The 20,975-nt window shown below is 67.2% G+C and carries 23 protein-coding genes; 12 read left to right on the top strand and 11 right to left on the bottom strand.

Annotated features, from left to right (window positions below; all coding sequences use genetic code 11):
- The first annotated feature begins 71 nt into the window (after positions 1-71).
- Entirely contained in the window at positions 72-539 is a 468-nt protein-coding gene (locus KXD96_RS17190) for an SRPBCC family protein (RefSeq protein WP_260738016.1), read from the top strand.
- Between the two features lie 539 nt (positions 540-1,078).
- On the opposite strand, the gene KXD96_RS17185 is transcribed toward KXD96_RS17190, so the two are convergent.
- From KXD96_RS17185 to aceA, 3 genes are all read right to left on the bottom strand, one after another.
- On the bottom strand, positions 1,079-2,251 hold the full coding sequence (locus tag KXD96_RS17185; RefSeq protein ID WP_260738014.1) for an LLM class flavin-dependent oxidoreductase: 1,173 nt from the start codon (positions 2,249-2,251) through the stop codon (positions 1,079-1,081).
- Between the two features lie 185 nt (positions 2,252-2,436).
- Positions 2,437-2,841, bottom strand: coding sequence for a hypothetical protein (locus KXD96_RS17180; RefSeq protein ID WP_260738011.1), 405 nt, complete (start codon positions 2,839-2,841; stop codon positions 2,437-2,439).
- Positions 2,842-3,267: 426 nt separating this feature from the next.
- Positions 3,268-5,556, bottom strand: coding sequence for an isocitrate lyase ICL2 (gene aceA, locus KXD96_RS17175; RefSeq protein ID WP_260738009.1), 2,289 nt, complete (start codon positions 5,554-5,556; stop codon positions 3,268-3,270).
- Positions 5,557-5,870: 314 nt separating this feature from the next.
- Here aceA and KXD96_RS17170 point away from each other — a divergent pair, with 314 nt between their 5' ends.
- Positions 5,871-6,245, top strand: coding sequence for a hypothetical protein (locus KXD96_RS17170; protein WP_260737998.1), 375 nt, complete (start codon positions 5,871-5,873; stop codon positions 6,243-6,245).
- On the opposite strand, the gene KXD96_RS17165 is transcribed toward KXD96_RS17170, so the two are convergent.
- Positions 6,242-6,958 (bottom strand): MBL fold metallo-hydrolase, encoded by a 717-nt coding sequence (locus KXD96_RS17165; protein ID WP_260737994.1) that lies wholly within the window; start codon positions 6,956-6,958, stop codon positions 6,242-6,244. The two genes, KXD96_RS17170 and KXD96_RS17165, sit on opposite strands and share 4 nt — an antisense overlap.
- Positions 6,959-7,155: 197 nt before the next feature.
- Here KXD96_RS17165 and KXD96_RS17160 point away from each other — a divergent pair, with 197 nt between their 5' ends.
- From KXD96_RS17160 to KXD96_RS17150, 3 genes are all read left to right on the top strand, one after another.
- The gene (locus KXD96_RS17160) at positions 7,156-8,160 is read left to right on the top strand and encodes a medium chain dehydrogenase/reductase family protein (protein WP_260737992.1); all 1,005 of its coding nucleotides are present in this window, start codon (positions 7,156-7,158) and stop codon (positions 8,158-8,160) included.
- A 35-nt stretch (positions 8,161-8,195) separates the two neighbouring features.
- Positions 8,196-8,642, top strand: a complete 447-nt coding sequence (locus KXD96_RS17155; protein WP_260737990.1) for an SRPBCC family protein — start codon at positions 8,196-8,198, stop codon at positions 8,640-8,642.
- A 63-nt stretch (positions 8,643-8,705) separates the two neighbouring features.
- Positions 8,706-9,314 (top strand): YbhB/YbcL family Raf kinase inhibitor-like protein, encoded by a 609-nt coding sequence (locus tag KXD96_RS17150; RefSeq protein ID WP_260737987.1) that lies wholly within the window; start codon positions 8,706-8,708, stop codon positions 9,312-9,314.
- A 5-nt stretch (positions 9,315-9,319) separates the two neighbouring features.
- Here KXD96_RS17150 and KXD96_RS17145 read toward each other — a convergent pair whose 3' ends face one another.
- Positions 9,320-10,891 (bottom strand): NAD(P)/FAD-dependent oxidoreductase, encoded by a 1,572-nt coding sequence (locus KXD96_RS17145; protein ID WP_260737985.1) that lies wholly within the window; start codon positions 10,889-10,891, stop codon positions 9,320-9,322.
- A gap of 106 nt (positions 10,892-10,997) precedes the next feature.
- On the opposite strand from KXD96_RS17145, the gene KXD96_RS17140 reads away from it, so the two are divergent.
- Entirely contained in the window at positions 10,998-11,600 is a 603-nt protein-coding gene (locus tag KXD96_RS17140) for a TetR/AcrR family transcriptional regulator (RefSeq protein ID WP_260745418.1), read from the top strand.
- Positions 11,601-11,684: 84 nt separating this feature from the next.
- Here KXD96_RS17140 and KXD96_RS17135 read toward each other — a convergent pair whose 3' ends face one another.
- From KXD96_RS17135 to KXD96_RS17125, 3 genes are read right to left on the bottom strand one after another with little or no spacing between them, the layout of a single operon-like run.
- Positions 11,685-12,398 carry a hypothetical protein gene (locus tag KXD96_RS17135; RefSeq protein ID WP_260737982.1) on the bottom strand — a complete coding sequence of 238 codons (714 nt, stop codon included), beginning with the start codon at positions 12,396-12,398 and terminating at the stop codon, positions 11,685-11,687.
- Between the two features lie 15 nt (positions 12,399-12,413).
- On the bottom strand, positions 12,414-13,853 hold the full coding sequence (locus KXD96_RS17130; protein ID WP_260737981.1) for a class I adenylate-forming enzyme family protein: 1,440 nt from the start codon (positions 13,851-13,853) through the stop codon (positions 12,414-12,416).
- Positions 13,854-13,862: 9 nt separating this feature from the next.
- Positions 13,863-14,561: a hypothetical protein gene (locus tag KXD96_RS17125; protein WP_260737979.1), complete on the bottom strand. Its 699-nt coding sequence runs from the start codon at positions 14,559-14,561 to the stop codon at positions 13,863-13,865.
- A 166-nt stretch (positions 14,562-14,727) separates the two neighbouring features.
- Here KXD96_RS17125 and KXD96_RS17120 point away from each other — a divergent pair, with 166 nt between their 5' ends.
- The 6 genes from KXD96_RS17120 (at position 14,728) to KXD96_RS17095 (ending at position 18,793) form a co-directional block, all read left to right on the top strand.
- Positions 14,728-15,210 (top strand): carboxymuconolactone decarboxylase family protein, encoded by a 483-nt coding sequence (locus tag KXD96_RS17120; RefSeq protein ID WP_260737978.1) that lies wholly within the window; start codon positions 14,728-14,730, stop codon positions 15,208-15,210.
- A gap of 13 nt (positions 15,211-15,223) precedes the next feature.
- Positions 15,224-15,853 carry a nitroreductase family protein gene (locus tag KXD96_RS17115; protein ID WP_260737970.1) on the top strand — a complete coding sequence of 210 codons (630 nt, stop codon included), beginning with the start codon at positions 15,224-15,226 and terminating at the stop codon, positions 15,851-15,853.
- Positions 15,853-16,347 (top strand): SRPBCC family protein, encoded by a 495-nt coding sequence (locus KXD96_RS17110; protein ID WP_260737965.1) that lies wholly within the window; start codon positions 15,853-15,855, stop codon positions 16,345-16,347. The genes KXD96_RS17115 and KXD96_RS17110 overlap by 1 nt, the downstream gene beginning before the upstream one ends.
- Before the next feature lie 91 nt (positions 16,348-16,438).
- Positions 16,439-17,026, top strand: a complete 588-nt coding sequence (locus KXD96_RS17105; RefSeq protein ID WP_260737963.1) for a hypothetical protein — start codon at positions 16,439-16,441, stop codon at positions 17,024-17,026.
- Positions 17,027-17,042: 16 nt separating this feature from the next.
- Positions 17,043-18,014: an FAD-dependent oxidoreductase gene (locus KXD96_RS17100; protein WP_260737962.1), complete on the top strand. Its 972-nt coding sequence runs from the start codon at positions 17,043-17,045 to the stop codon at positions 18,012-18,014.
- Complete coding sequence (locus KXD96_RS17095; protein ID WP_260737959.1) at positions 18,011-18,793, top strand: enoyl-CoA hydratase/isomerase family protein; 783 nt, start codon at positions 18,011-18,013, stop codon at positions 18,791-18,793. The genes KXD96_RS17100 and KXD96_RS17095 overlap by 4 nt, the downstream gene beginning before the upstream one ends.
- A gap of 4 nt (positions 18,794-18,797) precedes the next feature.
- Here KXD96_RS17095 and KXD96_RS17090 read toward each other — a convergent pair whose 3' ends face one another.
- From KXD96_RS17090 to KXD96_RS17080, 3 genes are all read right to left on the bottom strand, one after another.
- Positions 18,798-19,199, bottom strand: a complete 402-nt coding sequence (locus KXD96_RS17090) for a phage holin family protein (RefSeq protein WP_260737957.1) — start codon at positions 19,197-19,199, stop codon at positions 18,798-18,800.
- A 65-nt stretch (positions 19,200-19,264) separates the two neighbouring features.
- Positions 19,265-19,510, bottom strand: coding sequence for a hypothetical protein (locus tag KXD96_RS17085; RefSeq protein WP_260737955.1), 246 nt, complete (start codon positions 19,508-19,510; stop codon positions 19,265-19,267).
- 164 nt (positions 19,511-19,674) lie between these two features.
- Positions 19,675-20,742 (bottom strand): amidohydrolase family protein, encoded by a 1,068-nt coding sequence (locus KXD96_RS17080; protein ID WP_260737953.1) that lies wholly within the window; start codon positions 20,740-20,742, stop codon positions 19,675-19,677.
- Positions 20,743-20,975: the final 233 nt, after the last annotated feature.

The following is a 20,975-nucleotide window of genomic DNA, read 5'->3' as shown; positions in this document are numbered from 1 at the left end:
GGCGCGTCGTGAGCGGTAGCGTACGCGCGAGCGACCGGCAGGGTCGTGAGGATTGCCCAAGGGAGTTGGTCATGTCAGGCAGGACGTTTTCGTTCGAGGTCGCCCGTACCAGCAGCGCGCCCGCCGCGACGCTGTTCCGCCTCGTGACCGACGGCGCGAACTGGTCGAAGTGGGCCAAGCCCATCGTCGTTCACTCGAGCTGGACGCGACAGGGTGATCCTGCGCCGGGCGGGATCGGGGCGGTCCGCAAGCTCGGGATGTGGCCGGTGCTCGTGCAGGAGGAAACCGTCGAGTACGAGCAAGACCGCCGGCACGTCTACAAACTCATCGCGCCGTCGAATCCGATCAAGGACTACGTCGGCGAGGTGGTCCTTACACCGAACCCGTCAGGCGGCACCGACATCCGCTGGACCGGCTTGTTCACCGAGAAAGTCACCGGGACGGGTCCGATGATGCGGTCGGCGATGGCGGGAACTGTCCGGTTCTTCGCGGGCCGCCTGGTGAAGGCGGCCGAACGCGAATCCGGCGGCGCACAATAGAGGCATTGCCAATTGCGCTGTGTGCGTAGCGTTCTCACACAGTGGTCGGCCTTTGGGCGCCGCTATTTGAAGCTAAGGTCGCCCCGGTGCTTGTTGGTCACCATGAGCGCAACGGTTAACAGGGCGGGTCCCCCGGAACCGCTCTTTCCCGGTCTTCTCGCTCAAACGTGAGGTCGCAGCACCGGAGTGCGACCGCTCAGAATACGCTGCAAACCAGACCCCCTGGAGACTGTTCGCAGGTGCACCCCGAAATGCCGAAGGCACTGCAGGCGATCATCAGGGCAACGATGATTTTGGTGACTCGCGACATGGCTCCACCCCGTTATCCTCGTGCTGAACTAATTGCCCGAGGGCATTAACGTTCCGCTCGTGAGGGAACCGACCAATAGGGTCTTTCGCCCTTAAATTCCGCCGTAATGCCGACCGTCCGCGCTGGTGGCTGTGTGGGCCCCTGTGGTCTGTGTCGGATCTCTGTTGGCCGTCGAGAACGCCTGCGGCGCTGAGTAGTTCGGCGGCCAGCCCGCCGCGACCGCGTCGAATCAAACAGGGTTGGTAGGACGCTTCTCGCTTTCATACTTCTTCGTCATGTGCTCAACGGCGTCCAACTGCGATTGCGCGAGGCTTTCCCGGGCCTGTCCGGCACGCGCGGCGGCATCCAGCGTCGGCTGCGCCTGGCCCTGGAAATGCGGCATGACTTCGGCGGCAAACAACTCCGCAGACCGTCTGGTGGCGGCCGGGTTGGCCCACTCGTGACCCATCTGCAGCATGCAGCCAAACCCGCCGGACTGATCCCACAGCCGCTGCACCTGTTCCCGCGCCCGCTCGGGCGTGCCGATTACGCCCGCCCCGTTGTCGTTGATGACGTCGATCATCTCGTCTAGCTGCTCACCCGGCATCGTCATCTGCGGGAAGGCGGCCACCTTCTGGAAGTACCGGAACCACGGCTCGATGCCGAACTTGACCTCTTCCCGGGCCTGCTTCTCCGTCTCGGCGAGGTGGAACAGGCCGACCAAGCTCCAGTTCTTGCGGTCGACCTGCGTGCCGAAGGCCGCCGCGCGCTCCTCGACGATGCCCCAGTGATAGGAGAGCGCGTTGAAACCCTCGACGGTCAACGTCGCCCCGATCGACAGCAGGCCGATGCCATGCTTGCCGGCCAGCCGGGCACCCGTCGGCGACGCGACCGCGGCAACCGCCAGCGGGATCCCGCCGTCGGAATAGGGGGCGAGTTGCAACTCGGCGTCGAACAGCTGGTGTGTGGCCGTCTTGGCGCTCACCGTCTCCCCTGCCAGCAGCCGGACCACGATGTCGAGATTCGTCTCGAGCAGCTCGCGCGTGTCAGTGGGGGTAAGTCCGATCATGGACGAGTCGCTGGGCAGGGATCCCGGTCCGACACCGCCGATGATCCGGCCATGGGTGAGGTGATCCAGCAGCATCAGCCGGTCGGCGACCCACAGCGGGTTGTGGTACGAGAGCGAAATGACCCCGGTGCCAAAGCGAATCCGCTTGGCGCGCTCGGCCGCGGCGGCGATGAAGATCTCCGGCGAGCTGATGATCTCGCTGCCGGCCGAGTGGTGTTCGCCCAACCACACTTCGTCGAAGCCGAGCGCGTCAAGGTGCTCGATGAATGCGAGGTCACGCTGCAACGCGAGGGTCGGATTCGTGCCGGCCCGATGGAACGGCGCGATGAAATAACCAAACCTGAGCTTCGCCATCGAAGTCCCCTTGCATCCGAGTTGGCCAGAACCATAACGCGAATGCGGTCTTCGGCCTAGGCAGTCACGTTAGAACGCTCAGTGCTGTCTGTTATCAGCCGGCGGGGCCAGGTAATCCCGGCCCCGCCGACTAGGGGAGCAAGTCTTTTGCCGTGGCGTGTTACCGCTGGCTCAGCGGACGGATTTCAGGAGCCGCCGCAGACATTGCCGATGCAACCGCCGCCGCCACCCGGGCCGCCGCCGCCGCCCCCGACGCCGGGGATGCTGCCGCCACCGCCGCCAGGTCCGCCGCCGCCGGTCGGGCCACCGGGGACCCCGCCGCCACCGCCGCCGGGCCCGCCGCCGCCGGTCGGGCCACCGGGGACCCCGCCGCCACCGCCGCCGGGCCCGCCGCTGCCCGTGGGGCCGCCGGGGGCGCCACCGCCGCCCTCGGGTGTGGACGGAGCCACGCTGGACGAAGACGAGGGCGCGGTCGTCGGTGTCGTGGTGCTGCTCGGTCCCTTGTTGCCCCCGCCGCCGCACCCGACCGCGAGCACGAGCATGGCCGCACCGCCGAAGAGCGCGACGGAGGTCCTGGCTGTAGATCTCATCGAAGCCCCCAATCCCCACTTGCACCACGGCAACTGGTCCATTTCTCCTTACCCCGGCACGCAGGCGCGCAAACGGGTTTCGGGGAGTTCGCCCGACGAGACGCGGATGGCCCATCACTGGGATGAGCCATCGGGAAAACGGTTCGACTGGCAGTCGAGACCGCACACGCGCGGCGACCGGTGTCGGCTGTAGGCCAAGAGCCGAGGGCGTTAGAGCCGATGGCCCATCTCGGGCTAATGGGCCATCGGCGTTTCAAATCGTATCCCCGGACAACTGTTGCTATCCGGGAATTTACTTATCCGCCAATAGTAAATTTTCTTATTCGTAAATTGGATAGTCCGAGCGCGCGTGACGGCCTCGAACCCGAAGTGCTAACCGTCGGATCCGTTGTCCCCGCAGCGAACGGGCGCTAGCGGGCCGAGTCCCTAGTCTTCCTTGGTGATCAGCTTCCGCAGCGCCACGCGGTCGGGCTTCAGCAACTCCTCGATGCGCGGGCGGTTGACCTCGGCGACGATGATCTCGCCGACCTCCTGGTTGACCTCGCTGAAGATGCCATGCGACTTCATCTTCGAGGTTTGGTACAGGTTGTCCTCCGTCGGCGTGACGTAGTACACCGCGTCCGCCTTGAAGCGGTGCACGAGCCACAGGTGGATCAGCGTCATTAGCCGCTTCTGCCGCAACTTCTCGGCGAAGGTGTTCTGATCGCGCACCGTGAGGATGCTGCGGCCGTGCCGATCCTTGATGGGATCGAAGACGACGTTGGCGAGTTGCTCGTCCCCGTTGCCGTAGATGCCCAGCACCAGCACATCCGACCCGGCGCGCCTCGGCCGCAGCTGCACCCGCAACGTCTCGCCGAGCTGGTAGTGCTCGCTCCACAGCGTCAGCCACTCCTCGAGCAGCTTCTTCGGCACCTCGGTCTGGACCAGATGCTGATGCTGCGTCGAACCCTTGCCCATCGCCTTGGTGGTCGCCGTGCGTCCGGAGGACGCCTGCAGCGCCGCGTCGCTGCGGGGGCCGCCCACCAGCGTCTGCGGCGTGCGGTACGGCGATTCGACCAGGCGCATCTTGCGCTGCAGGCGAGCCAGCGCCAGCATGCCGTCCTGTCTGAGCGAGGTGGCGAACTCCTCGGCCGCGACACCGTCGATCTGGTGACCGCCGTAGGTGATGAAGTTGAAGACGAAGCCCATCTTGCCGAGCTCCTCGGGGAAGCGCTTCATCTCCTCGTCGGTCATCCCGGTGGTGTCCCAGTTGAACGACGGCGACAGGTTGTAGGCCAGCATCTGGTCGGGGAACTTGGCGTGGATCGCGTCGGCGAACTGCCGGGCGTCGGCCAAGTCGGCGGTCTTGGTCTCCATCCACAGGATGTCGGCGAAAGGAGCCGCCGCCAGCGACTTGGCGATCGCATACGGAATCCCGCCGCGGATCTGGTAATAGCCCTCCGGCGTCTTCGCCAGCTCGCAGTCCCACGGCGGGTCGGCGCCGAGTTCTTTGGCCTTCTCCCGCGCGGCGTAGAGCGATGCGGACTCGGAGAACCGGCGCCACTCCTCGGGGCTCATGTCGACGGGCTCGTCCTCCCTTTCGCCGAACTCGAGCACCTCCGCGACGGCCTCGCCGTAGGTCATCAACCCGGCGTCGTCCTCCCAGGCGGCGACGAACCGCGACTCCACCTGGTCGAACAGGTCGTCGATCGAGCCTTGCCCGTCCTCGCGCCGGGCGTTCACGGCGTCGGAGATCAGGCCCTGGATGCCCTGACGCTCGAGCCAGGCGGCGGCGGCGGCGTACTCGGAGTCGGGGAGAGCGTAGAGCAGGTGGCCGTTGAGTTCCTTGACCCCCAGCTCGTAGAAGCGTCGGACCATCGCCAGGAAACAGGACTTATAGGAAGGGATGTTGAGGTTGGTGGCGCCGAGGAGGAACGGCTGGTCACGCTCGTCGGCGCGGCTGTCGATCAGGTTGGCGGCCTCGGCATCGGTGCGGGCGACGATGATGCCGGGAACCCGCATGATGTCGAGCTGGAAGCGAGCGGCGTTGAGTCGCTTGATCTGTTCGTCGGAGGGCACCAAGACCTTGCCGCCCTGGTGGCCGCACTTCTTGGTGCCCGGGCGCTGGTCCTCGATGTGGTAGCCGGCGACGCCGACCTCGACGAAGCGGCGGACGAGGTTGCGCACGTGCGGGTCACCGCCGTGGCCGGTGTCCGCATCGGCGATGATGAACGGGCGGTAGTCATAGACGGGTGTGCTGGCTCGCTGCGCCTCGCTCATGTTCAGGCGCTGGTAGTGCTGGTTGCGGTCGGCGGTGAGCAGGGCGCGGACCAGTACCGCGGCGTCGTCGGGCACCTGGCTCAGGGGGTAGCTGGCGAGGTCGGGTCCGGGGTCTTCGGTGGTCGAGCCCTTGGCCGAGGTTGCCCAGCCGCCGAGGTAGATGCCCTCGATGCCCATCCGCTTCATGGCTACCGCCTGGCCGGGCGAGTACGGCCCGAATGTGGTGATGCTCTTCTTGGCGGCGAACAGCTCCCGTAGCCGGTCGTAGAAGGCGGCCGCCGCTTCGCGCGCCACGATGTAGTCGGCGGGGATGGTGCCGCGTTGCTCCACCACCTGGCGGGCCGTGTACAGGCGGGTGATGCCGGCGAAGCGCGGGCCGTCCATGTATCGCTGCGTGGCGGCGATGTCGTCTTCGTATGAGGTCCGGACTTCAGTGTCCGAGTCAATGATCGCCATGGCCTTACGCTCCCTCGTCGGCGTCGATTCCCTTGAACGTGAGTCTATCCCTGGGGATGACCGTTCAATCAGGGGTCGAAAGGCCCGTGCCAAAACTGTTGTCACATGCCCTACCCCGGCCCGCATCTATCCCTGGCACACTAGACCTCTTGCATCGCGGGCAGGGCCACCGCGGGCGCGGAAGATTTGATTGCGGCGCAAAATTTTCGCCGCGCAACATCTTTCAAGATCAACCGCCGCACGCCACGCCCGCCGGCCGAGGCCGAAATGCGGAAAACCAGCGAACCCAGCAAACCCGAGGTACCGTCAGTGCCGTGCAGACGGAATTGCGCTATGACCAGTGGTACCTCCCCCTTGCGATTGGTGTCGGACTCGGACCGAAACGCAGCGAGCTCAGGGTGGACGCCGAGACCTTACACGTGAAGATGGGCTGGGCATTCGAAGCTCACATTCCCTTGGCGTCGATCACCCGTGCCGAAAGGGCAGACGACCGAGTCTTCCCCCTGGGCGTGCACTACTCGAGCGGGCGCTGGCTCGTCAATGGGTCGGGTAAGGGCCTGGTGGCGTTGACCATTGAACCACCGGTGGACGCGAAAGCGGTCACCCGACCGATATCGCTGCGCTCGTTATCCGTCAGCGTCATCGACCCGGACGCCCTCATTGCCGCCTGCACCGGCCCGCACGTTTAGCCGAGGCCGACGCCCGCGCGGCGGGCCAACCAGTCCCGCTGGCGGCGGACGAATTCCGCGTCGACGACTCTGCCGTGGCCGGGCACGTAGATGGTGTCGTTCCCGCCGACCGCGAGCAGCCGATCGAGGGTGGCCGGCCAGGCCACGAGATCCGAGTCGGCGTCGATGAAGGGATCGGCGGACTCCTCGACAAGGTCACCGGTGAACACGACGACCGGGTCGTCGCCTTCCCCGGGAGCGATCACCACCAAGTCCGAAGTGGTGTGGCCGCGGCCAAGGTGGGTGATCGTCACGGTGCGGTCGCCGAGGTCGATGGCGGCGTCGTAGAGCCCGTGCCGCGGGGGCCGCAACGCCGCGATCGCGCGGTCCAGCTCTGCGGCGTCGGCGCCGTATTGCAACGCGTGCTCGCGCATCCGGTCGGTACCCGACGACAGGTATTCGACCACCTCGGGCGCGCAATAGACTTCCGCGTCCGTAAACAGCGCGGAGCCCAGCACGTGGTCAAAATGCTTGTGCGTCAGGACGATATGGCTGACTGGGCGGCCGGCGATCAGCCGCACGTCGGCGTCGATCGCGGCGGCCTCGGCGAGGGTGGTGCCGGTGTCGACCAGCAATGCCCCGGTGCGGCCCCACACCAGTCCGATGGTGACATCGCAGAACGGCAGCCGGCAGCGATGCGCATTGCTGCTCAACCGTTCCCAGGCGAAATGCACACATAGCACGGTAGCCGCCCGGCGCGGGGGACGGCGGCGTTCTCGTGTGTCAGAAATAGTTGACACGTCGGAATCGGCCGACATAGAAACACAGGGATGGTCGAGGCCTTCCACCGCACGAGGCCCGGCCGGGGTGTCGTCCTCCCCCGCCTTGCCGACACCATCACGCAGGCCTGAGCGGCAAGGAGGAATCCGGTATGCGGGCAGTCGTCATCACCAAGCGCGGCGATCCGTCGGTGCTGCGGGTCCAGCAGCGGCCCGACCCGCCGCCGCCGGGGCCGCGGCAGTTGCGGGTTGCGGTGCACGCGGCGGGAGTGAATTTCGCCGACCACCTCGCCCGCGTGGGCATGTACCCCGATGCGCCGAAACTCCCGGCGGTCGTCGGCTACGAGGTCGCCGGGATCGTCGAGGCGGTCGGTGACGGTGTCGATCCCGGCCGCGTCGGCGAGCGGGTGCTGGCGGGTACCCGGTTCGGCGGCTACGCCGAGCTCGTCAACGTGGCGGCGAGCGACTGCGTGCCGCTGCCGAGCGCGATGAGCTTCGAACAGGGCGCCGCAGTGCCGGTGAACTATGCGACCGCGTGGGCCGCGCTGCACGGTTACGGGTCGCTGCGCGCCGGCGAGCGGGTGCTGGTGCACGCAGCGGCCGGCGGGGTCGGCATCGCGGCCGTCCAGTTCGCGAAGGCCGCCGGAGCCGAGGTGCATGGCACCGCCTCGCCCGCGAAGCATCAAAAGCTCACCGAACTCGGCGTGGACCGGGCGATCGACTATCGCCGCGACGGCTGGTGGCGGGGCCTGGAGCCGTACGACGTGGTGCTCGACGCGCTGGGCGGCACGTCGCTGCGGCGGTCCTACGCGCTCTTGCGGCCCGGCGGAAGGCTTGTGGGATACGGGATTTCGAACTTGCAGCACGGCGAGAAACGCTCGCTGCGGGCGGCGGTGCCGCACGCGCTGGCGATGCTGCGCGGGTTCAATCTGATCGACCAACTTTCGGAGTCCAAGGCCGTGATCGGTCTCAACATGCTGCGGCTGTGGGACGATCGCGGCACGCTGGAGCCCTGGATCGCTCCGCTGACCAAGGCGCTCGAAGACGGGACGATCGCTCCCGTCGTCCACGCCGCGGTGCCGTTCGACGAGGCGCCGGAGGCGCACCGCATCCTGGCGGCTCGGGAGAACGTGGGCAAGGTGATCTTGGTGCCGTGAGTTTCCGGCGGCGTCGCAGCGGCTATCTATCCTCCATGGCTGTCACCGAATCCCGCGAGGTCGTCATCGAAGCGACACCCGATGAGATCCTGGATGTGTTGTTCGACCTCGAATCGCTGACCGACTGGTCGTCGGTTCATCAAGAGGTGGAGGTTCTCGAGCGCGACGACCAGGGCCACCCCATTAGATCGAGGCAAGTGGTCAAACTCGTCGGTGTCAGCGACGAGCAGGAGTTGGCGTACACCGTCCACGACGACGGCGTGGGCTGGACTTTGGTCAGGGCCAATCAGCAACGCGCGCAGGATGGTCGCTACACGCTGATGCCTGACGGAGCCTCCACCCGGGTGCGCTTCGAGCTCACCGTCGACCTATTGATGCCGGTCCCGGGGTTCTTGATCAAGCGGGGGGCCAAGAGCCTGATGGACACGGCCACCAAGGGGCTGCGCAAACGGGTATTGGAGTTGAAGAAGGGCGGCGGGTAGCAGCTGCCCGGCTGCCGAAATCGGGTCCTTCCGGACGGCCGGTGCGCGGGCCACACTGTCTCTATGGAATCGACACTCGTGCGCAGCTTTCACCGCATCGCCGCCGTCATGGTCGGCCTGGCGATCATCGTCGCGCTGGCCGGTTGCGGTGGCCACGACGGCACCCCCATGACGGGGCCGTCGACGCCGAAGGTGACGACCCTGGGGCGGACCGTCGCGGCCGCGCCCCCCGACGGGCCGTTGACCATCACCAGTCCGGCGTTCACCGACGGTGCGCCGATCCCCGTGCAATACACCTGCAAGGGGGCCAATATCCCGCCGCCACTGGCGTGGTCGGCGCCGTCGGGTGCGGCGCTCGTGGTCGACGACCCGGATGCCGTCAACGGGCTGTACGTGCACTGGATCGTGGTCGGAATCGCGCCAGGTCCCGGCAGCACGTCCGACGGCCAGACGCCGGCCGGCGCGACCACCTTGCCGAACACGGGCGGACAGCGCGCATACATGGGTCCCTGCCCGCCGGCGGGGACCGGCACGCACCATTACCGCTTCACCCTCTACCAGCTTCCCAACGACTATCAGCTGCCAGGTGGCCTCGGTGGCGTCCGCGCGGCGCAGACCATCGCCAACGCCGCGACCGCGCAGGCGCAGCTCACCGGAACGTTCGGAGGCTGAGGGCGTCAGGCCATATCGTCGAGGGCCTGATAGCCGGCGTTGTAGCCGGGTGTGAACGTGATACCCGGGCCCCCGTGACATCCCGCGCCGCCCAGGTAGAGACCGCCGATGGGAATCGGGAAGTCGAGAAATCCCTTGGGGCCGGGCCTGTTCGGTCCCATCAAGTCCGGATGCAGCAGGCCGTGGCAGAAGTCGCCGGCGGGCGCGCCGAACATCGTGTTCATGTGGTAGGGCGCGAACGTGATGTGCCGGATCACGATGTCCTTGAAGTTCGGGGCCAGCCGAGTGATCTTGTCGATAACACGTTGTGCCATCACGTTTTTGAGCCGCCCGTGGTCCTGGCGATCGACTTCCACCGGGAAGGCGTAGGCGAAGGCGCTCGCGGCGTGCTTACCGGGCGGCGCCATGCTCGGATCGTGCACGGACGGGATCTGCATTCCCATCGACGGGTTGTCCGGGACGACGCCCCGACGGCAGTTCTCCCAGTGCAGCTGTTGTTCCTCCGGGGCGCCGAAAATCCCGACCGACTGCTGCATGCCTTCTTCGTTCAAAAACTCATACGGCGGCGCGAATTCGGGCAATCCATCGAGGGCGAAGTGAATCTGCACGAAGGAGGCCCGGTGATCGCGGCTGGAAAGCCGCGAGATCAGCTCCGCCGGAACATGTTCCGGCGCGACCAGCTCGGTGAGCGTGACGTCGGGCGCGAGGTTGGAGACCACGATCGGGGCCGTGATGGTCGACCCGTCGCGCAACCGCACCCCGGTCACCGCGCTGTGCTCGACCAGGATCTGTTCCACCTTGTTGCGGAAGCGGATCTCACCGCCGTGGGAGACGAAAAGCTCACACAAGTGGTCGGTGAGCGCGCCGATGCCGCCCTTGAGCTTGGTCATCATCGCCGTGCTGGCCGAGTCGTTTTGGGGGACGGCTAACGCGAAGGCCAGGCAGGTGGCGCTGCCCGGCGTGTAGGGGCCGCGGTAGGTGGAGTTGATCGCCAGGAACGCGAGCATCCCCCGCATGACCGCGTGCTTGTCCTTGTCGGGCAGGTAGCGGTCGATGACGTCCATCGCCGACCCGAACAACATCTCGTGTATCGCCCGCCGTTCGGCGTCGCTGGCGGCGCAGGCATACATCTCGTCGAGGGTCTTGGGCGGTGTGCGGACATCGAAGCGGCCCAGGGCCTTTGCGGGGCCCTGGCTCCAGCTGATCAATTCGGCCATGCCGGTAACGGCTTCCATGCCGTGCCTCTCGGCCAGGTGCGTCATCAGCCGCAGCGGGTCGCGGTAGAAGACCATCGGCTCCTCGCCGTGGTCGCCGATGTTGGTGGACATCACCTCCGGCTCGACCGTGGGCAGGGTGTCCAGCCCCAGATCCTTGGTGATCTGGCTGGCCGTCGGGAACTGCACCGAGCCGGCGATCTCGTACCGGAAGCCGTCGATCAGTTCGACGGTCGCGGCCATGCCGCCCGCGTACGTGTTGGCTTCCAGGCACAGCGTTCGGAGGCCCGCGCGCTGCAGGACCGCGGCGGCGGTCAATCCGTTGTGCCCGGCTCCCACGACTATCGCGTCACAGTCCGGCATGGCTTTCTCCTTGGGTCGGCGCGTGACAAGAATATGTCAGTACTGACATAATTGGAAGATGTCAGTCCTGACGGATTCCGACCGGCTGGGATACCATCTCGGTGGGATGAGTGCGCCGACGAACCGCCACGAACTACGCCGACGATCGACGCACGAGGCGCTGCGTCGGGCGGCATTGAAGTGCTCTGCGCGCAAGGGATTCGCCAACGTCACCGTGACCGAGCTGGCCCGGGAGGCCGGCGTCACCGAGCGGACCTTCTTCCGCCACTTCCCCACCAAGGAGGCGGTGCTCTTCCAGGACTACGAAACGCAGCTGGAGTGGCTGGCCGAGGCGCTCGCCGGCCGCCCCGCCGCCGAATCGCTCTTCGATGCGGTGCTGGCGAGCGTCGCGGCCTTCCCGCACGACCTGGAGGTCGTCCGCCAGGCCGCGACGGCACGCGCGGAACTGATCAGCGCCGAGCGCATTGCCGGTCATCTGCGCGTCGTGCAAGCGTCGTTCGCGCAAGTGCTGACCGACTTCGTCAAGGGCCGCAATCCGGGCGCGGCGAACATCGATCTGCTCGCCGAGGTCACCGGCTCAGCCCTCGCCGCCGCCCTCGTTGTAACAGTGGAGCATTGGGGCCGCAACGGCTGCACCGGCGACCTCGGCGAACTGGTTGCGGCCAGCCTCGAGCTGCTGCGCTCGGGTTTGGCCTTCCCGCCCCGTTGAGGGTGCGCTGAGGGCGACGACACGCCGACGAACGCCGCCATGGGCGCACACGCGAAGCCGCGGGCGCACACTCGAATGCCGGGCTCAGTACAGGGGTGACCAGTCCGATGTCCGCAGCAGGCGACTCTGCCACTGGTCGCGGTACTGCAGCGCGTCGAACATGTAGCTGCCCGGGACCCGGTGTTCGGGGGGAATCTCCTTGGTCAGCAAGTGCACCAGCGCCGCATAGTTGTTGGAATCGTCAATCTTCTGCCACAGCATGGCCTCTCGTCGCCGATGGCTGCCATGCGCCACCTGGAAGCAGGCCTGGATATCGAGGATGCGCATTCTGGCCGGCGCCTGGGACAGCGGCCGGTAGTAGATCTCGTCCCACGAGCGGATGTAGTCGTCGAGCGGCGCGTACGGCCAGCCGGTGTCTTCCATGAACATCGTCAGCGGGTGTGTCTCACCCGTGGTGGGCACGCCTGCCAGGTCGACGGTCTGCAGCGGTGACCAGGTGACCGGCAGCAGCAGCTTGCCCGTCACTTCGTGGCGCAGGTTGTCCAGTTCGCGCATCCACGGCCGAAGGTCACCGCTCTGGGCTCTGCGCGCGAGCCTTTCCCAGGCCGTGCCGTCGACGATGCCGGTGATGGTGACGACGTTGTAGGACAGTCCCGACCCGTGGGCGTGGTTGGTGTACCAGAGCAGCCGGGCGTCGTCTTCCTTGGCCAGGGTTGGCATCCAGCCCTCGCGGTATGCGGCCTCGAATTCGTCCTGCCGCGCGCCGACCACCCTGTGGGTCTCATGCAGAAACAGCATCGGAACTCCTTGCCCTCAAGATTCTTTGGCGATCAGCGCGGCCAGCTGCCGGCGGCTTACCTTGCCGGTAGAGCTGTAGGGGATGCTGTCGACGATCACCATCCGCTCGGGCAGCTTGAAGTAGGCGATCAACTCGCGGCAGTGCGACCGCAGCTGCTCGAGAGTCACCGGGGCGCGGGCCACCACCGCGACCCCCACCCGCTGGCCGAGCTCGTCGTCGGCGATCCCGGCGACCGCGACGTCCCGCACCGCCGGGTGCGAACGCAGCGCGTCCTCCACTTCGATCGGCCCGAACTTCTCTCCCCCGCGGTTGATGGTGTCGCTAAGCCGTCCGCTCGGGAAGATGTAGCCGTCGGCGTCCCGGCGGGCGAGGTCGCCCGTGCGCAGCCAGCCCTCGGTGACGTTCTGGGTGGTGTTCACCCACAACTCGCCGACCGTTCCGGGCTCGACGTCGTCTCCCGTCTCGGGGTCCACCACGCGCACCTCGACCCCGGGCAGCGGCCGGCCGACGGATCCCGCGCGTGCCGGATCACGGTGATCGGCGGGCAACAGTGTCGTATAGGCGCCGAGGGTCTCCGTCTGGCCGAACACGTTGGCGAAGGCGACATGCGGCAGGGCGGCCATCGCCCGGCGCACCAAACTGACGGGCGCGGCGGCGGCCCCGTAGGCGATGGCGACCAAGGACGACAAGTCGGCGGCGGCGAAGTCCGGATGGTCGAGAATGCGCTGCAGCATCGTGGGAACCAGAAACGTGGTGGTGACCCGATGCTCGGAAACCAGGCGCAGCCACTCACCGGCATCAAATCGGCTCTGTACCACCGACGTATTGCCCGAATACAGGCTGCCGAGCGTGCCGAGTGCGCCCCCGACGTGGAAGAACGGAACGCACATCATCCCCACCGAGGGTGTGGCGTCGGCCCGGAACGGGGCCGCCATCCCGATGATCCGCCTTGCCAGCTGCCGGCCGCTGATTCCGACCGCCTTCGGCAATCCCGTTGTCCCGCTGGTGAATAGCACCAAGGCGTCGCGGTCGGCGCCGTCGCCGGGCGGCGCCGACGAACGGGCGCCCTCGGGCAGGTCGCCGACCGTCAATACCGTTGACGCGCCGGCCTCGTGGAGCCGCTCGGCGTACGGCTCCCCCGCGACGGCCACCTCGGCACAGCCCGCGCCCGTCAATAGCCCGTGCAGCTCGGGCGGGGTCAGCGCCGGATTCATCAGCGCGGCCGCGGCTCCGATGCGAGCCGCCCCCAACACGGCCGAGATCGAGAGCACGCTTCCGCCGTCGACGACCGCGACGCGTTGGCCGGCCACCACCCCACGGTCCGCCAGGGCTGCGGCGCACCGACGCACGGTCGCGGCGAGCTCGCCGTAACCGATCGCGCGCCCGTTGACGATGAGGGCAACGCGACGGGGATCACCCGTCGCCGCGGCCTCGAGCATCGTTCCGATATTCATGCGTGCGGCTCAGTACAGGGGTGACCAGGCGGAGGTGCGCAGCAGCCGGCTGGTCCACTGGTCGCGCAGGTCGAGGGCGTCGTGCATCCAGGTCCCGGGGGCGCGGTATTCGGCGGGAATCCGCGTCCGCAGCAGCGCCAGGAGCTGTTCGGGCCGCTGGATGCGCTGCATCAAGATCACCTCACGGCGAAGGTGGCTGCCCAGCACGGGCTGAAAAGCCGCCTGGATCACCAGCATTGACGACGGGCGCTCGAGACTCTGGGCGTACACGTCGCCGCTGCGGTCGATGTACTCCTCGAATTTGTCCGGGTAGGGCCACATGGTGTCCTCCATGTAGAGGCTGAGTTCGTGCTCCCTCCCGTCGACCGGCACCTCCCCCCACGGCATCTCCTGGAGCGGCGACCAGGGCAGCGGCGCCAGCAGCTTGGCCTCGACGTCGTAACGCAGTTCGTCCAGTTCGCGCATCCAGGCCTGCAGATCACCCTGTTGCACCCGCAGCGCCAGGCGCTCCCACGCCGCCCCGTCCCGGACGGCGGTGACGGTCACGACGGTGTAGGACGGGCCGCTGCCCTGGGCGTGGTCGGCGTACCAGAGCAACCGGGCGTCATCGCCGGCTGCCAGCATGGGCAGCCAGCCATGCCGGAACGCGGCCTCGAAGTCGTCTTCGCGGCGGCCGCGCACCTTGTGCACCTCGTGCATGAACAGCATGCCGAGACCTCCCACCGACGGCGCCCACCCTTGAGCGCCCTCGTCCCACGGACGCTAACCCCGACGGGTTGCGGTGTCCATCGGCATTGACGCGGCGAATCTGGACAGCCGACTCGCGAACTGGTTTGCTCGACTCAGTAATTACCTCACCCGGCAGGAGTCGCCGATGGCCCGTCTCAACGTGCCGGATGGCCCGGGCGGCGAAGCCGCCATGATCTGGACGCTGCGGCCGCAACTCGGCGACATGGTGGAGCGGATGATCCGCGGCGCATACCAGCAGAGCGTCCTGCCGACCGACGAGCGCGAGTTGGCCAGGATGCGCATCGCGCAGATCAACGACTGCGCCGCCTGCTCCGGCTTTCGCGCCCAATCCGTGCTGGACGCCGGCGTCCCGCCGGAGCTGTACGACAACGTTGCCGCGTACGCCAGCTACCCGGGCTATACGGCGCGCCAACGGCTTGCCATCGAGTACGCCGAGCGCTTCGCCACCGACCACGCGTCGCTGGACGACGCCTTCTTTGGTCGGCTGCGGGAGTCGTTCTCCGACCCCGAAATCCTGGATCTCACCCTCTGCGTGGCGGTGTTTCTCGGGCTGGGCCGCTCATTGACGGTGTTGGGTGTCGATCAGTCCTGCGCCATCGATCTCTAGCGAGGAACGCTGCATGGACCTAGCCACGGTCGACGAATTGCTGTCGACGACGCGGTCGGTGCGTAGGCGGCTCGACCTGAACCGGCCGGTCGGCCGCGACGTGATCCTCGAGTGCATCCGGCTGGCCATGCAGGCGCCCACCGCGAGCAACGCGCAGGACTGGCGGTGGCTGGTGATCACCGATCCCGGCAAGCGGGCCGCCATCGCCGAGATCTACCGCAGCGTCGGGGCCGACTATCTGGCGCGCGCCGTCAAGAAAGCGTCGGACCCGCAGACCCGGCGGGTGTACGCCAGCGCGCTGAGCCTGACCGACACGCTGGGCAAGGTTCCCGTGCATGTGATCCCATGCCTGGCGAGCCGCATCGACAATTCCAGCCTCTTGACCGCCGCGTCGGCTTGGGCGTCGATCATCCCGGCGGGCTGGAGCTTCATGCTGGCCCTGCGTTCCCGCGGGCTGGGATCGGTGTGGACGACGATGCATCTGGCCAAGGAACGAGAAGTGGCCGAGCTGCTCGGCGTCCCGGACACGGCCACGCAGGCCGCGCTGTTCCCGGTGGCCTACACGATTGGCACCGACTTCCGGCCGACGGCGCGGCCGCCCGCGGAGACCGTGACGTTCTGGGATAGCTGGGGAGACGGCTGATGCAGTCCTACACCGTGCGATTTCACGTCGATGCGCCGCCGGCGAAGGTGTGGCGGGTGCTGCATCCCCCCGCGCCGCGGGGCGCGCCGCGGCCGCGAGTCCTCGAATGGCCCGGCGGCAGCATGGAGATCCTCAACGAGGGCAACGAAGCCGGCGAGGGTTTGGTCCGCACGTGCGTCTACGAAGTGCCCAAGTACCTGCTCTCGGGCGGCAGGGCGCGGTCGTGGGAAACCGTCACGGAGGCCCAAACCAACAAACTGTCGCGTTACGTGGCGGTCGGCGCGCCGCTTTGGTCCCGGGCCGAGGGCTACCACGAACTCGAGGAGCAGCCGGACGGAACCACCGTGCTGACCTTCCACGAGACCTACCACGCCTACAACCCGGTGCTGCGGTTCCTGCTCGAACGGCCGGTGCACGCGAGAATTTCGCGCGACAACCTCAAGACGTATGAGCATGCGCTCGGCTATGCCGGCCGCGTGCGGCGGCTCCCCTAGGGTCCGGCAAGCGCCGCGACCAGGCATTATGGGCCCGAGGAGGGCTTGCGTTATGTGATTTAACGTCCTCGTCCCGGTACGCTGGCGTGCTATGGGGTTTGAGGCTGGTGTACCGACCGCGGCACGGTTGGCCGTCGCGGGACTGATGATCGCGGGCTGGACCGCATCGGCGGGCTTCGCGGGGGCTGACCCGGACCAGACGCCGCCACCGTCACCATCGCCGGCGGCGTCGCAGGGGCCCCCACCGGGCCCCCCGCCGTCGTCCGCCTCACCGGCGCCCTCCCCCGCGGCCTCACCGGGAGCCTCTCCGGCGCCGGGGCCGAAGACGACGATCGACAAGGACGGGATCTACAACGTCGGGAGCGACATCGTGCCGGGCATTTACAGCTCGGGTGGACCCGTCAACAACGGCACCTGCTACTGGAAGCGGATGAGCAACCCCGACGGCAACATCATCGACAACTCGATGAGCAAGAAGCCGCAGGTGGTACAGATCGACCCGACGGACAAGGCGTTCAAGACCTCGGGCTGCCAGCCCTGGCAGCTGACCCCCGATGCGACCCCACCGCCCACCGCGCCGCCTGCCGGCGTGCAGGGCGCGCTCGGACTCCTCAACGGGTTGCTCGGCGGCGGCCAGGGCGGCGGACAGCAACCTCCTTCGCCTCCGCCCCACTCCTGACGGTTCCTGACGGGCCGTGGCCAGCGCGCAAGAGGTAGTCGTCATCGGCGCCGGAGTCAGCGGGCTGACGTCGGCCGTGTGCCTGGCCGAGGCCGGCTGGCCGGTGCGGGTGTGGACGGCCGACATGCCACAGCGGACGACCTCGAAGGTGGCAGGCGCGGTATGGCTGCCGCCGCGGCCGGCGGAACGTGCCGGCGACACACTGGATTGGACCGAGTACTCGCTGCGGGTGTTTAGCGATCTCGCCAGCGATCCCGGCTCCGGCGTTCAGCTGGCACCGGCACTGGCCGTCGGCGAAATGACTGCGACCGAGGCGATGTCGTCCGCCGCGGCGTTGATCCCCGACCTGCGGCCCGCCGCCCCGACGGACCTGCCTGACGGCTTCGGCAAGGGCTTTCGCGCCACGCTGCCGATGATCGACATGCCGCACTATCTCGACTACCTGACCCGGCGGCTGAGCGCGGCCGGCTGCGAAATCGAGGAGCGCCCGGTGCGGTCGCTGGCCGAGGCCGCCGACGCGGCGCCGGTCGTGGTCAACTGCGCCGGCCTCGCCGCGGGGCCGCTGACCGGTGACGACACCGTGGGCCCGCTGTTCGGCCAGCACGTCGTGCTCGCCAATCCCGGTCTGCGGCAACTATTTTTGGAGATCAACGGCGGCCCGGAATGGACCTGCTACTTCCCCCACCCGCAGCGCGTGGTGTGCGGCGGCATCAGCATCCCCGGCCGCTGGGACACCGCAGCGGATCCCGGCCTGACCGAGCGGATCCTAAGCCGCTGCCGCGAGATCGAGCCGCGGCTCGCCGAAGCCGAGGTGATAGAGACCATCACCGGGCTGCGTCCCGACCGCCCCTCGGTGCGGGTGGAGGCCGAGCCGCTGGGTCGGGCCCGCTGCATTCACAACTACGGCCACGGCGGCAACGGCGTGACCTTGTCGTGGGGTTGCGCGCGCGACGTGGTCCGCCTGGCCGGCCAGCGGGAGGCGGCGTGAGCATCGACTACGTGCTGGACGCTCACGTGGCCACCATCACGATAAACCGTCCCGAGACACGCAACTCGCTCGACATGCAGCATTTCCGCGACCTGGCCCACGCGTGGGCGACGTTCCGGGACGACATCAACGCCTGGGTGGCGGTGATCACCGGTGTCGGGCAAGACTTTTGCACCGGCGCCGACCTGAAGAAGTTCATCCCCGAACTCACCGGCGACCTGCCGCAACCCGCCGGGTGGAACAAGGACGACGCCATCCACGCGGTCCTGCACCGCTTTCCCGTCTACAAGCCGATCATCGCCGCGGTCAACGGCACCTGCGTCGCGGGCGGCTTCGAGATGTTGAGCTCCACCGACATCCGAATCGCCGTGCCCGCCGCGCGATTCGCGGTGATGGAGCCCAAGCGGGGCCTTTTCGCCGGCGGCGGGAGCACGGTGCGGCTGCCACGTCAGATGCCCTACCCGCTGGCGATGGAGCTGCTGCTGACCGCCGACATGGTGGACGCCGACCGGGCTCTGGCGATGGGACTGGTCAACCGCGTCGTCCCACCGGAGCGTCTGATGGACACCGCGTACGACTACGCCGAGCGCATCGCGGCGAACGCACCGCTCGCGGTCTTCGCGACGAAGCAGTCCGCCGTCGAGGGTTTGGCCCTCGACCTCGAGTCGGCGTACGACAACGAAACCCGGCACAGCGACCGCATTTTCGAGACGCAGGACGCCAAGGAAGGACCGCGCGCCTTCGCCGAGAAGCGACCGCCGCGGTGGCAGGGCCGCTGAGCCCTCAGGCGCGGGTGCGGCGCCCGACGTCGCTGATCACCAGCGACAGCAGCCAGCTGACGATGGACAACACGATGGCCGCCCAGATCGCCGTCCACCAAAAATGATCGATTTGCAGGCCCCAATGTGTGGTGTGCTCGGTGATCCGGGCGGTGATCCACAACATCAGCGCGTTGACGACGACATGGAACAAGCCGAGGGTCAGGATGTACAGCGGGATCGACAAGATCTGAACGATCGGCTTGATGAACGCGTTGACCAGACCGAAGATGACGGCGACGACGAAGATGATGCCGACCCGCTCCAGGTTGGTGTCACCGCCGACGAACGTGATCCCGTGGACGAACTTGGTGACCAGCCAGAGCGCGAAGCCGGTCAGTGCGGCACGAAGCAGGAAAGGGCCCATGGCCCATGATCCTTCCACCACCGGTGCGCGAAGGGCAGCCCGTTGAGATCACGGTTGGGCCGAAGCTAGGCCTCGCCGCGCTGCCTCTCCGATGCCAAATGCTTGACCATCTGGCAAAGGTTGACTACGGCGGCGTTCAACTTGGCAATGGTGGCGTCCCGATCTGCTAAGCACGACTGCCAGTCGGGGAACTCCTGCGGGGGTTTCTGGTTGTTGGCGTTGAGGTGGATTTTCTCCTCGATTTGGTCGCACACGTCAGCGAGGGTCCATCGTCCCGGCGCGCTGATGTCGGAGAACCATTTGTCAGTCATGCAGATCGTCGCCTCCAGAGAAAGCCCCGTATATCAAGAGGCTATCGGGTCGCTTGCCACCGGGATTGTGCGGGCTGGACGTCCTGGGCGGTGACAGCGGTCGCCGCCCTGACCAGCGGCTTCTCGTTCAACCGGCACAGCTACGAGTCGCTAATCCCGAGAACCTAATTCAAGTTGTAGAACCGCTGCGCGTTCAACCCACCGATCTTTTCCCGGGCCTCTTCGCTGATATCCGGACGGGTTCGCAGGTGCTTGGTGCTTTCCGGCCATTCGCCATCCCAGTGCGGGTAGTCGCTGGCGAACATGATGAAGTCGGCGCCCAACACGTCGATCACCCCGGGCAGGATCGGTTCCTCCGGCTCGCACGTCACCCAGATGTTGCCCGCGGATAGGTATTCGTGCGGGTCGCGGCGCCAGCCGCGGTCGACCCAGTCGCCCCGCTTCTCGTAGTGCTCGTGCAGGCGGTCGATGAAGAACGGAACCCAGCCCGCGCCCGCCTCGAGGAAGGCGACCCGCAACTGGGGGTGGCGCTCGAAGACGCCGCCGGAGACCAGCGCCGTCATGGCCGTCATCTGGTCGAACGGGAAACTGATGCAGTGCACCTGAATGTAATTGGTGAAGCGGTCCACACCGATCTTCGGCAGGTGAATGCCGGGGGCGCCGTGAATGCCCAGCGGCATTTCCAGGTCGACCGCTGCGGCGTAGAAGGGGTCGAGGTCGGGATGGTCGAGGTTACGGGTCTTGAGCGCCGGCGGCACCAGAGTCGCCACCAGGCCAAGGTCTTTCGCCTCGGTCATGACATCGATCGCCGCCTGACCGTGCTCGATAGGGGTCACGGCGACCCCCCGTAGCCGTCCACCCGACGGGGCGCAATAATCCGCAATCCACTGGTTGTACAGCCGCGCGAACCCGGCTGCGAACTCGGGATCCTCGAGGCTGGGCGCGCACAGGCCGAGGCTCGGATACAGCACCATCGTGTCGATGTGGTCGCGGTCGGCGTCGCCCAGCACGCCCTCGGTCGATCGGCAGTTGATGTCCGGCGCCTTGCTGATGCCGTGCTCGGGCGGACACCCGGCACCGGGCCCCTGATCCTCCGGGTAGTTGCGGCCCTCGAACGTCAACCGCATCCGCCCGTCGGCGCTGGGCTTGACGTGCTGCGGCCAGCGTTTGATCGCTTCGATTGCCAGCGACGGATTCTCGGCGACATGTCCGTCGGCGTCGATGATGCGCATGCATCCGAAACTTACTCTCGCGGATTGGATGTTGAAACGCCTCACGCGATCGCATCGGCGCGCTGACGAGTTCGACCGGCGCCAATCCAATTCCAGACAATTGCTGGATAGCGCCGATCGGCGTCTTCCCGCGGAATGCTGACCCGAAAGGGCTGCGAGCATTGTGTTTTCGGCTCGCCTACGCGCGCGTTGATTTCGAAATCGTGACAGAAGAACAACGGTTCAAGAAAACG

The organism is Mycobacterium sp. SMC-2 (assembly GCF_025263485.1).
Lineage (GTDB): Bacteria > Actinomycetota > Actinomycetes > Mycobacteriales > Mycobacteriaceae > Mycobacterium.
This window is presented reverse-complemented; position numbering and strand designations above follow the sequence as displayed.